The 11,640-nt window shown below is 62.6% G+C and carries 12 protein-coding genes; 6 read left to right on the top strand and 6 right to left on the bottom strand.

Translation table 11 applies throughout. From position 1 onward, the window contains the following. The first annotated feature begins 22 nt into the window (after positions 1-22). Complete coding sequence (locus BWR02_RS07105; RefSeq protein ID WP_139557053.1) at positions 23-1,255, top strand: hypothetical protein; 1,233 nt, start codon at positions 23-25, stop codon at positions 1,253-1,255. An 85-nt stretch (positions 1,256-1,340) separates the two neighbouring features. Here BWR02_RS07105 and BWR02_RS07110 read toward each other — a convergent pair whose 3' ends face one another. Continuing rightward, positions 1,341-1,880, bottom strand: a complete 540-nt coding sequence (locus BWR02_RS07110; protein WP_201276190.1) for a C39 family peptidase — start codon at positions 1,878-1,880, stop codon at positions 1,341-1,343. Between the two features lie 274 nt (positions 1,881-2,154). After that, positions 2,155-2,493 (bottom strand): hypothetical protein, encoded by a 339-nt coding sequence (locus BWR02_RS07115; protein WP_139557054.1) that lies wholly within the window; start codon positions 2,491-2,493, stop codon positions 2,155-2,157. Between the two features lie 753 nt (positions 2,494-3,246). Here BWR02_RS07115 and BWR02_RS07120 point away from each other — a divergent pair. The 3 genes from BWR02_RS07120 to BWR02_RS07130 all read left to right on the top strand — a co-directional run bounded on the left by BWR02_RS07120 (position 3,247) and on the right by BWR02_RS07130 (position 6,059). Next, the gene (locus BWR02_RS07120) at positions 3,247-4,116 is read left to right on the top strand and encodes a hypothetical protein (RefSeq protein WP_139557055.1); all 870 of its coding nucleotides are present in this window, start codon (positions 3,247-3,249) and stop codon (positions 4,114-4,116) included. A 597-nt stretch (positions 4,117-4,713) separates the two neighbouring features. Continuing rightward, a complete protein-coding gene (locus BWR02_RS07125; RefSeq protein WP_139557056.1) occupies positions 4,714-5,025 on the top strand; it encodes a hypothetical protein in 312 nt (103 codons plus the stop codon). A 290-nt stretch (positions 5,026-5,315) separates the two neighbouring features. Then, on the top strand, positions 5,316-6,059 hold the full coding sequence (locus BWR02_RS07130; protein ID WP_139557057.1) for a hypothetical protein: 744 nt from the start codon (positions 5,316-5,318) through the stop codon (positions 6,057-6,059). Positions 6,060-6,317: 258 nt separating this feature from the next. Here BWR02_RS07130 and BWR02_RS21435 read toward each other — a convergent pair whose 3' ends face one another. Next, positions 6,318-6,443, bottom strand: coding sequence for a hypothetical protein (locus tag BWR02_RS21435; RefSeq protein WP_268921400.1), 126 nt, complete (start codon positions 6,441-6,443; stop codon positions 6,318-6,320). 147 nt (positions 6,444-6,590) lie between these two features. On the opposite strand from BWR02_RS21435, the gene BWR02_RS07135 reads away from it, so the two are divergent. After that, on the top strand, positions 6,591-7,166 hold the full coding sequence (locus BWR02_RS07135; protein WP_139557058.1) for a pseudouridine synthase: 576 nt from the start codon (positions 6,591-6,593) through the stop codon (positions 7,164-7,166). Positions 7,167-7,185: 19 nt separating this feature from the next. Here the strand turns inward: BWR02_RS07135 and BWR02_RS07140 are convergent, their stop codons facing one another. The 3 genes from BWR02_RS07140 to ggt all read right to left on the bottom strand — a co-directional run bounded on the left by BWR02_RS07140 (position 7,186) and on the right by ggt (position 10,765). Beyond that, complete coding sequence (locus BWR02_RS07140; protein WP_139557059.1) at positions 7,186-8,592, bottom strand: M20 family metallopeptidase; 1,407 nt, start codon at positions 8,590-8,592, stop codon at positions 7,186-7,188. 13 nt (positions 8,593-8,605) lie between these two features. Next, entirely contained in the window at positions 8,606-8,821 is a 216-nt protein-coding gene (locus tag BWR02_RS07145; protein WP_139557060.1) for a hypothetical protein, read from the bottom strand. 225 nt (positions 8,822-9,046) lie between these two features. Beyond that, the gene (ggt, locus tag BWR02_RS07150; RefSeq protein WP_139557061.1) at positions 9,047-10,765 is read right to left on the bottom strand and encodes a gamma-glutamyltransferase; all 1,719 of its coding nucleotides are present in this window, start codon (positions 10,763-10,765) and stop codon (positions 9,047-9,049) included. Between the two features lie 278 nt (positions 10,766-11,043). Here ggt and BWR02_RS07155 point away from each other — a divergent pair, with 278 nt between their 5' ends. Further along, a complete protein-coding gene (locus tag BWR02_RS07155) occupies positions 11,044-11,625 on the top strand; it encodes an LOG family protein (RefSeq protein WP_139557062.1) in 582 nt (193 codons plus the stop codon). The last annotated feature ends 15 nt before the right edge of the window (positions 11,626-11,640 follow it).

Genomic DNA, 11,640 nt, shown 5'->3' on the forward strand with positions numbered 1-11,640 from the left:
CACCCGCGTTGGTGCATCGCAGATGGCCCTGGTCACCTTGCCACTGTGCCTCCTCGCTCAGACGAGCGCGGAGGGAGGGGCATCGCAACGAGCCCCGACCGTCGAGGAACTGCTTCGCAGCATCCAGAAGCGCGACGCGCTGATCGGTGAGTTGTTCGATCGCGTGCAGGAACTCGAGCGGCAGGTGGGCAGCCGCAAGCCACTCTCCGCTTCAGACGCCTCGGCTTCGAAAGAGCCTGTGACTCAACCCCCTTCGCAGCCGGCCGTCGCGCAGGGGACTGCGCCAAACGGAGTCGCAGAAACACGACCCGCTGGTACCCCCACTCAGCAATCACCCAAGGCCGCGTCGAAGCCACCCGGGCCGGGGCAATTCGATGTCGACGAAGATGCGGCAGAGCGTGCGCTCGAACGGACCTTGGTGATCAGCGGAGCGCTGTTGCTCCCATTCGGTAAAGGGGAACTCCAGCCCAATTTCGCCTACGTGCGCAATGAGCTAAGTCAGCCGGTGGTGTTTTCGTCGTCGAGAACGGGCGGTCAGGCCTTGGTGGCCTCCAGCGATAGCACCAGCGACATCATCGCGCCCAGTCTTTTCATGCGGTTCGGCCTGCCATTTGACTCGCAACTCGAACTCGGCGTGCCATGGCAGTCGGTCGATCGAAAGCGCATCGTCAGTTCGGGCGGAAACATACTGGCGGTACAGAGAACCGACAACTCGGATTTCGGCGACGTGCGCGTGGGCTTGGCCACGAGCCTGCTGACCGAAAAAAAATGGTGGCCGGACGTGATCGCGCGCCTGACCTGGGACAGCGACAACGGCGGCGGTACCGGCAGCGACATCCTGATAGGGAGCGGATTCCACGAACTGAGTGGGTCGCTGACGTTTACGAAGCGTCAGGATCCGCTGGTGTTCGTCGGGACCGCTTCCTACGAGGGCAGCTTTACGAAAAACGGTGTGACCCCTGGCGACCAGTTGGGATTCGCGCTGGGAGCCTTCCTCGCAGTCAGCCCGGAAACCGCCTTCAGCATGGTCCTGGACCAGTCATTCGTCGGCAACGTCAAGACTCGCGGCAGCGACATCCGCGGAACGGACCAGACGCTGGGAACGATGAACTTCGGGATCTCGTCGATCGTCGGTTCGGCGCAATTCGTCAACCTCACGGCTGGAATTGGACTGACGAATGCCGCACCGGACTATAGCGTCGCGCTCGCCTACACCTGGCGCTTCGACATCCCATTTCTTTCGGGCGTCTATTGATGAACAGGAGTCATACGGGCGAGCCGCCGAAGGGAAGTTGTGCGCTTCACAGCCGCGCGAAACGGTCCCGAAGCCTGTCCGCTCTCTAGCGTAGGTTCAGGAACTCTTTCGGTTTGGGCGCCAGTTGGTTGGGAGGGGACGAACCGTCCCGCCGGTCCACCACAAACCCGACTTTGCCGAGTTCCGGGTAGTCGATCCAGGCCGCCTCGAACCGCTCTATCCGCATGGTGCGATTGCCCCACGCCGGATCCGCCAGCAAAACCCGATCGCCCATGATGCCGCGAAACACGACGAAATGGTTGTATCCGTGGAGATTGAGCGCAACCATGATCGGCGCGCGCTGAACCAGTTCATCCAGGTGCAGCTTGCCATAGCCGGTACCGACGTAGCCGCGCTGGTCGACATACCGCTTCAAATCCAACAAGGAAAAGCCTTGCCGGATCTGGACCAGCCGCGGGTTCTTGACGTACTCCTCGCGTCTGAACAGCCCCTTGGCAATCTCTCGCTCCGACACCGGATCCCCGTGCTGGTAGTTCAACAGCGTGCCGAGCGCGGCCGCACCACAACTGATGTCCCATTTCTGGACGATCACCTTGTCCCGGCGCATTTCGAGCAACGAAGTCACCGCTGCATGAGCGGAGGAACCACCCGACGCAACGCAGATAACCAAAGCCACCACAAGCGCCGTGTCCCTCGACCAGTGAGCCTTGGTCGGTCGCAGACAGCGCCACCCAAGGGACGCCTTACCATCAGGAAACTCGCACGGGCCCGCAGATGAATACCACGCCATTGATGGTTCCAAAGCCAAGGGATGGCAGAGCGTAAGCGAAAGAAAAAGAGGCCCCGGCGACTGCCGGGGCCTCGCAGGCTGAGGCGCCTATTTCTGAAGATCGCTCAACTTAGTAGCCAGTAGCGGAAACCGAGGCACCGGCAGAGCTCGAGCTGTAATCCGTCGTCAAAGTCGCGGTCTGCACTTCCGTAAAGGTGTTATTGCCGTAGGCGTCTGCGCTTCCGGCAGCAACCGCGGTATTACCCAGAATCAAAGCTGCGCTCGTGACAAGCGATGTCTCCTTGATCGTTCCGGTGATGTTCTTGTTCAGGTTCAGTGAAATCCCACAATACGAGCAGCCACCACCCGTCACACCGTCCATCTGTGCGGCCGTTAGCGCCTCACCAGCGCTAGCAAGACCGGCACCCGACATCAGAACTGCACCTGCGATCAATGAAATTGCTTTCATGGCTATACTCCAACTTAATTTGCGAAAGGAAAACATATTTGCTCTGCAAAATATGTCTTCATAAGTTGACCAATTGCGAACCCGGGGGATTTTCGAATTGGTCGGCGAACAGGATAGGAATTTTCGCGGGCGACCGCTAGTACTATTTGGCGGTATCACCCAACGATTCATATACAAGGCGATTCACAACCCGACGCGGTACACAATGCAAATGATTGGATCAGTGGCCCGACCAGTGACGCCGAGTCCTTACCTGCCATTAAAGAATACTTGCGACGGAAGCCGTTAGACTGGCTGACTATCCGTCGACGTTAATCTGTTCACGCGACACGAGCTTCACCCGGCTATAAAACCTGATAACGGGCACCGCGTGTCGGCGAGGGATCGGCACGAGGATCCGTGAATTGATCTTCCAGATGGCTGCCTTGCGGCAGGGAAATAGCTATTCGTGGTAGGCGCCTTGATAGGAATTTTACCCCTAAGGGCTAGATTCGTTTACACCAACAGGTAATGACTTTTAAATTTTTCCTCTGCTAAACTCGGATTGGCATTGACGGGCGCCGGCATATCCGAGCTCGCATGTCGGTAGTTCCTAATGATGCGGAAAGGCATTGACCAAGGAAAAGTCCATAACCGCGGTATATTGGACAGGTCTTTTGCTTGGTTATTAGTAGCGGTCCGTCAGGCGTTCTGCGACAGAATCCAAACTTTGTCTGGTTTAACCTAAAGAAAAAAACACGAAGGTGAAGCACTATGTCCATTGGTAAAAAATCGGTAGTGATTGCGGCACTCGCGACGATTTCATTTTGCACTGAAGGGGCCATAGGCCCCACAAGCAAGACGCAAACACTCACGCACGGCTCGGTCCTGTCGCTCTCATGCTATTCGAGCGCGGCAGCCGCTGCACTCGCTCAGGCCTCTGCCGGCGCTGTGCCGGACAACTGGTACGAATCCTTTGGGTATGCCAGTGCCGAAGCCTGGTGGGCCGAGGCTCTTGCGAAGGGAGTGATCGGGCTCCGTTGGAACACGACGTTCAAAATATCCCGCGCAGGGCCTTTTGGGGCGGTGACGCGAGTCGATCTCGGATCAGACATCAACAATGCGACCCTGACGGTGGCGAGTGCCGACAGCGAAGCGTACGCGCAGAGTGTCAGCGTGGCATGGCAGCCCAGCATGTTTCGGTGGAGCCGGCAATTTGGCTCTGCCCGTTCGTTTTCGCGAGGCGGGTCCAGGGCTGTCGGCCAGGCCGGTAGTGGGACCAGTACCAATGTGAACAACCTGGTCTTTGTGAATGGGAGAGCCATTGACGAGTTCAGGAGTCAGCTGACTTTCCGCGCCGAGTCATTCAGCAGCGCTTCGGGCGCTGCAGTGAGTGAAGTGCTGTCCATAGCGGCAGCAGAACATGGCTGGTCCTATACGGACGGATTCGCCGCGGCTGCCTCAAGCGCTCTCGCCACGGCGATCGCAAAGTCGCGCGTGGTGCTGGACCTGGTGGCGCATTACCGGGCAGCCAAATCGGGGGATGGCGTCCTGGCGTCGATCGACAACGCCGCAGTTTCCCTCCAATGCCTGGGGGGGGCAAGCGCCGGGGCCGAAGCTGTCGCGAAAGCCTACCCCTACTGAGTCAGACGCCGTCGCGTTACGGGATGCGGCCTGAGCCACGCATCCCGTAAGCCTCACGGCTCACCCCTCGCCGCGAGATGGCTCGGACCTCACCATTTACGACTTGGGTGTTGCCGGCGTCTTGACTTTTCTCGGCTCGGACGGCCCTCGCCTCCCGACGGACTCTCCTTCTCTCATCCACACCGATCTTCTCAAGGGCCCCGTCCTCGCACCGCGGCGCGGACGCTTGCAGACCCAAGGGCATAGGTTATTGGTCCGAAGGGTCAATTGTGCGCCGCTGCACAGCCCGTAGACTGATGGTGGAGCGCTCGGGGGCGAACGGTTGGGACAACAGCCGCTCGACTGTCGGGCAATCTGAATGCGGGGCAAGGACTCCTTCCGCTGGCGCAGTTGTCAGGCAGGGTTCGCCGAGTGCCATCGGGCGCCCCTCGGATCTCGTGTCGAGTAACCAGGTCAAGCTCGACGGAACCGTGGGGTATGGGCGAGCCGAAGGCTGCCGCCAGCCATGGGAGGTCTTCCCGCTGGGGGCCGTCTCGCTCGCGAGAGCGGCCGTATCCGGTCCAGTAATGACCTTATCGGGGATTTTGGAGCAACAAGATGAAAGCTTTACGTGATGTCACTTTGGGAGTTGCATGCCTGCTGTGTGTAGGGCGCGCCGGCGCTGGACTCCCGCTGAACGATGCCCAGCTTGATCACATCAGTGCGGGGGGAGGCATATCGGTAACGTCAGTCGCCATCGGCAAGGGCCATTCCTCCGCGGCCGCCTATGCCTACAGCAAGGGCGGAAAATCTGTTGGCTGGGGTCGCGCTTCCACATCTCCCGGCGGGTTGGCGTACGTGTCGAAGCGTTACCTTCCGCACATTCCGCCCGTCCCGCACATCTTTACGGTAACCCCTCTCGTCAGGTGAAACGTCAGTGGGAATCATGAAGCTGCTGAGCTGTGGGTAGGCTACCCGCCTACGCGCGCTGTGCGCGGCGACCTCGTGCCCTTTCGGATGCAGAGTTCACCGTCGGCCGTGCTGGCAAGCTTGTGTTATTCGCCCCAGGCATGCGGAGCGCCACAGGGCATTCGTGATATGAGTGTTGGACCAGCACCGTCTCTTTTAGGGATTCGTTTTCTGAACACGCTGCGAGTGAGCACAGTTAATGAGAGCAGGCGCCATCAACAACTGATCTTTGTAAATGTGAGGTGAATGTCATGAACAAGAACCTGCATGAGAGATATCAAGCGACGGCAGTGTATCTTTTTCTGGGTTTACTGCTCCTGCCGTTGTGCACGGTCTCGGCAGATCCACCACCACGAGGGGACACGCATGGAAACCCTTATGGGCAGTTGGCGGCATCTTGGTGGTCTTGGGCACTCGAAACGCCAGTCGTTCTGCCGGACTCCCACCCGGGTTTTGATCAGGGCAGCGTCGACTGTTCGATTGGCCAACACGGGCAAGTGTGGTTCCTGGCCGGGAAAATATTCGATAGCCAGAAAGTGAATCGTTCCTGCTCGTTGCCCATGGGGAAGGGACTCTTTTTTCCGCTCTACAATAATGTTTACATCAACTTCGCAACCGATCCACCCCTGACGTCTGAGGTCTGTTATGCATTTACCCAAAGTGGAGTGAAGGCCTTGGGTAAAGTAAAAATTGAGGCTCTTCTAGACGGGAAGCCGTTGAATTACAGCCAAAAAGCGTTTGAGCAATCACCGATTTTCTCGGTACAGATGCCCGAGCCGACAGACACAGAAACCAATCTGCTCGCATACCTCGGTTTTTCAGAAACTGAATTTCCTGATTGGGTTGCCTCCGCCAACTGCGATTTCGGTTGGTATGGATACGTCGCGCCGCTGTCACCTGGCCGGCATTCCATCAAATGGAAAGTGGCGAGTTCGAAGTTGGGTCTGCTGCAGGACGTCGAGTACAAACTGACGGTCCTGCCACGCGGCAGATAGCGGGGGGAGAGTCAGCAGGACTCTCTCGTGCCCACTGGCTTCTAGATGCTGCCCACCAATCGGCTCAAGGGGGGCGCTTTGCGCTTAGGCGCTTGCGTCCCTTAGCCTCGTCCTTGGTCAGCAGGTGCCCGCCTGGTTTGTCGCCAAACGCCCCAGCGGAGAGGTTGCCGTCCAGTTCTTCATTCAGCCGGATCAGACGCGCGGACGCGCGAGGCGGCCGCGATCGATGACAACAGAATTACCGCCCTTGCCGCGACGTTAGTACAGCCGCAGCATACGCCCGAAATCGCGCCGGAACACCGCGGCAACCGCCGACAAGCCGCAGATCTTGTCGACGTCGTGGAACTCCGGCGTCAGGCTGTCCGGCCGTGGGTTTCGCGGCACCGGCCGCTCCCCGCGCCGGACACGGTCGGAGCCCGTGGGCGCGGGCGGCGCGCCGCGCCGCTTCGGTCTGTCTCTGCCATTCATGTACACTTCGAGCGCATGGCGCCTCGTCTCCGTTTGCTATTGGTCGATTTCGCCACCTGAGTCATGGCGCAGCTGATCCTGTTCAACAAGCCCTTCGGTGTGCTATCGCAATTCACCGATCGCGAGCGCCAGCGCCCGACACTGGCCGATTTCATTCCGCTCGACGGCGTCTATCCCGCCGGGAGGCTGGATTATGACAGCGAAGGCCTGTTATTGCTGACCGATGACGGTGGATGGCAGGCGCAGATCGCCGATCCGCGCTTCAAGTTACCGAAGATCTACTGGGCGCAGGTCGAGGGCATTCCCGACCAGGCCGCCCTCGCCGCGTTGGCTCATGGGGTCATGCTGTCCGACGGACCGACACGTCCCGCCAGGGCAGCGGCCATACCGCCTCCGGAACCGCTCTGGCCGCGCGAGCCGCCTATCCGTTACCGGGCCACGATTCCCACGTCGTGGCTCCGCCTAACCGTGCGCGAAGGGCGCAACCGCCAGGTGCGACGGATGACGGCCGCCGTGGGTTACCCGACGCTGCGCCTGATTCGCTATGCCATCGGAGAGTGGACGCTGGAAGGACTGGAGCCGGGTGCCTGGAAGGAGATCGAACTGCCGGCCCTGGCCGCGCGCAGACGGCGGCGCTGAGCAACAGTAGGGGTTGCCTTCAGGCCGCGACGTGGTCGTGCAGGACCTGAGCGACGCAGGCCGTCACGCGTCGGGCCGTCGGCAGATGCAGGAACTCGTTCGGGCCGTGCGCATTCGACTGCGGTCCCAGCACCCCGGTGATCAGGAACTGCGCGTCCGGGAAACGCGTTCCCAGCATCCCCATGAACGGGATCGTCCCGCCCTCCCCCATGTAGAGCGCCGGTTTGCCGAAAAACTGCTGTGACGCAGCGTCCACCGAGCGCGCCAGACGCTCGGTCAGCGCCGGGGCGTTCCAGCCATCCGCCGCCTGCTCCGGGCTGAAACGTACCGCGGCGCCCGCAGGGGGATCGCATTCGAGCAGTTCCTTGAGCGCTTCTGACGCCGCTGCGGCCCGCACGATTGGCGGCAAACGCAGCGCCAGTTTCAGCGCCGTCCGCGGGCGCAGCACGTTGCCCGCCTGTTCGAGAGGCGGAAGGCCGTCGGCTCCGGTGACTTCCAGTGCCGGCCGCCAGGTCCGGTTCAGGATCAATTCGACCAGACTCGTTCCGGCCGGCCGTACGCCTGACGCGAACGGAAACTTCGCATAGACCTGCTCACCGAGCACTTCCGCCGCCTGCTGGGCCTGGGTAACGCGCTGAACCGGAATGTCCGCGTGAAACTCGCTTCGGGCAACCGTGCCGGTGGTCTCGTCTTCGAGTCGCGACAGCAGTTGCCGCGCGATGCGGAAACTCGATGGCACGATGCCGCCGGCATCGCCCGAATGCACCCCCTCGGTCAGGATCTGCACTGACAATTCCCCGCCGATCAGGCCGCGCAGCGAAGTCGTCAGCCACAGCTGCTCGTAGTTGCCGCAGCCGGAATCGAGGCAGATCACCAGCGACGGCCGACCGATGCGGTCGCACAGGTGCTCGACGTAATCCGGCAGGTCGAAACTGCCGCTCTCTTCGCAGCATTCGATCAGCACGACGCAATGCGGGTAGGCCGCGGACTGTTCCCGCAGGGCTAGGATCGCCGCAACCGAGGCGAACACGGCATACCCGTCGTCGGCGCCCCCGCGTCCGTACAGACGGTCACCCTCGATGACCGGCAGCCAGGGGCCCAGGCCATCGCGCCATCCAGTCATTTCCGGCTGTTTGTCGAGGTGGCCATACAGCAGGACGGAATCGGGGGCGGTGCCGGGAATGTCGAGGAAGAGCACGGGCGTCCGCCCCGGCAAGCGGACGATCTCCAGCGTCGCGTCGGACGGGAGGTGCTCGCGGCACCACGACGCGGCCAAATTCACGGCCTCGTCCATGTAGCCGTGCGCTTCCCAGTCGCGGTCGAACAGCGGGGACTTATTCGGAATCCGGATGTACTCGATCAGCCGGTCGACGATCGAGTCCCGCCAGATCCCATCCACGAAACGAGTGACACGCGCAGCGTCCAAAGCAGAGGACTCCTCAGAAAAGTCTGGAAACCGAGTAACCCTTGGCACGCCTCAGCGGCACCACAAGGCCCCGCATTCCCCAATCCATCGCCGGGAGCCCCGCCACCGAGTCGTCCGTCTCGGAGGGTGCGCCCTGACATTCAGGGAATGGCGAACAGTCGTCGTCGCCGAACTCATCGGAAAAAGGATCGGAAAAGAGATCCGTCAACAGCTCGTAGGAATGGTTCACAGGTCCCCCCCAACGCAGTTACCACAAGCTCCACCCGTCGATGGACCGGGGGGCGGGCGAACAGTCGCGCGAATGCCGCGGGACACACGGCCAGCAGAGGACGCTACCCTAGCGCTGTCGCGTCCCGGAAGCAAGCCGGAGCCGGCAACTCGGCCTAGACGGCGGCTCGCCACGCGTCGCCTGGGCTGCAGCGCGGGCGGTCTCCGGGGAGAGTCGAGCGGACAGTCAGGGGATCACGATCGACAAGCCTTCACCCCGCGGATCGCTCGCGGCGCTCAGTCGGCCGTCGCGCTCGCGAACAACGATCTGCAGGTTGCCGTAGGGACGTTCCAGCGGCTGCAACCGATGCCCCAATGCGGTGAGCTGCGTCCGGTCCCCGGCCGGCAGTGCGTCGGGTTCGAGTTCGACCTGGTCGGGAAGATACTGATGGTGGAAACGCGGCCGCGACGCGATCCAGTGCGGGCCCCGCCCGTCGGCAAAGTCCAGCGTGGCCAGCAGCACCATCGAAATGATGCGGCTGCCGCCGGGGGTGCCGAGGACCGCGAAGCGCCCCCGGTCATCGAGAAAGGTCGGCGTCATACTGGACAGCATGCGCTTGCCCGGAGCGACGCGGTTGGCCTCGCCGCCGACCAGGCCGTAGACGTTCGGCACCCCCGGCAACGTCGCGAAGTCGTCCATTTCATCGTTCAGCAGAACGCCGGTGCCCGGCGCCACGAAACCCGAGCCAAAGCCGTAATTGATGCTGAGTGTCGCGGCGACGGCGTTCCCCTCGCGATCGACGATCGACAGATGCGTCGTGTTCGCACCGTCGCCTTCCGGGGCTGCCGCATCGGGCAGGTAGGCGCTGGGCAGCGCCCGGTCCGTTCGCAGCGCCGCATTGAGTCCGGCGGCATAGTCCCGGCTCAGCAGGCGGGTCAGTGGAATCCGGATGAAATCCGGATCGCCGAGGTAGCGGTCCCGATCGCGATAGGCCCGTCGCATGGCCTCTATCGTCACGTGGGTCGCGATCGGCGGCGGGTAGCGGTTCAGCTCGTGCTCCGCCAGGATGTTCAGCGTCTCCAGCAGCACGACGCCGCCGCCGGGGGGCGCGGCCGTGACGATCCTGACGCCGCGGTATTCCCCCCGTAACGGCTCGCGTTCGATCACGCGGTAGGCAGCGAGGTCTTCCGTTGCCCAGCGCCCGCCGGCGGCGCGTACGCCTTTCACCAAATCCGCCCCTACCGCTCCCCGGTAGAACCCGTCCGCGCCATCCTCGGCGAGCGCCTCGAGCGTGTGGGCGAGCTCGGTTTGCACCAGGCGGAAGCCCGGCCGGGGCGGCCGGCCGTGATCGAGAAAAATCCGTGCCGCCGCCGGTGACTGACGCAGTGCCTTCTCGCGGCGGGCGGCAGCGCGGCAGTAGGCTTCGCCAACCGCGAATCCGTTGCGTGCGATGGCGATCGCCGGTTGCAGCGTTGTGCTCAACGGCAGCGCGCCATAGCGTTCTGCAACGTGCGCCAATGTGGCCGGCAAGCCGGGAATTCCCGCCGCCAACGGGCCATCGATCGAAGCGCCGGGCAATGGCCGGCCGGCGCCATCGAGGAAAAAGTCGGCGTGCGCGGCCAGCGGTGCCCGCTCTCGCCCGTCGACCATGACTTCGCGGCCGTCGCGGGCGCGATGCAGCATCCAGAAGCCGCCGCCACCCAGGCCCGAGCCCGACGGTTCGACAACGGCCAGTGTTGCGGCGACGGCCACCGCGGCATCGAAGGCATTGCCCCCTTGAGACAGGATCTGCACACCTGCCTGCGTGGCGAACGGGTGCGCGCTGGCGATGGCAGCCCCTGCGGCAAGCGGACGCGCCACAGCGGCGCTCGATACCAGAATCAGGGCAGTGAGCACCCAGTTGCCAGCGACCAACCAATGAGGCCGAGTCGTGCGTTCGTGTGTCGGATCAGCCAGTGAATTCATCGGTGGCGGGAGCTGCATGGGCGGGCGGAACGGGCGCTTAATCGGGGTGATTCCTTGCTTGCCGGAGGATAGCACAGGCCCATCCCGCTGCCCGGTAAGACCGTGGAAGGCCGGAATTCAGGCAGAGCACACGCCGCGTGTCCCAAAGCTGGGAGGTAAGCCGCTCCGCCCGGACGTCTGGCAGGGCAGGCAGTACGGCGCCCAGCCGACAGCAGACTTGCAGCGCGCGGCCCATCGGCGGACACTGGGCGCCCCGTTGGCGGTTACCAAAGGTTCGAATGAAGCGACTGTGCGTATTCTGCGGTTCGCGCGAAGGCGCCCGCCCCATCTATCGCGTTGCCACCCAACAGCTTGGGAAATTGCTCGGCGAACGCGGCATCGGCCTGGTCTACGGTGGCGGCCGTATCGGCTTGATGGGACTACTGGCGGATGCGGTGCTGGCCAGCGGCGGAGAAGTAATCGGCGTGATTCCGGATTTCCTCGCGGGGCCGGAAGTCGCGCACGGTGGCCTGACAGAGTTGCGCGTCGTGCACACCATGCACGAGCGCAAGGCCATGATGGCGGAACTGGCCGACGGCTTCATCGCCTTACCCGGCGGTTACGGCACGCTGGAAGAGTTTTTCGAGATCCTGACCTGGGCCCAGCTCGGTCTGCATCGCAAGCCCTGCGCGTTGCTCAACATCGGGGGCTACTACGACCCCCTGCTGCGCGTCGTGGCGCACGCGCTCGACGAGGACTTCATCCGGACGCGTCACCGTGGCCTGATTCTCGACGACGCGGACCCGGCGCGTCTGCTCGACGACATGGCTCGCTACGTACCGCCCGGCGTGGAGCCCATCCTCCATACCGATCAGATCTGAAGCGCGCGCCGGCCG

The sequence above is a fragment of the Methylotetracoccus oryzae genome (assembly GCF_006175985.1).
Classification (GTDB): domain Bacteria; phylum Pseudomonadota; class Gammaproteobacteria; order Methylococcales; family Methylococcaceae; genus Methylotetracoccus; species Methylotetracoccus oryzae.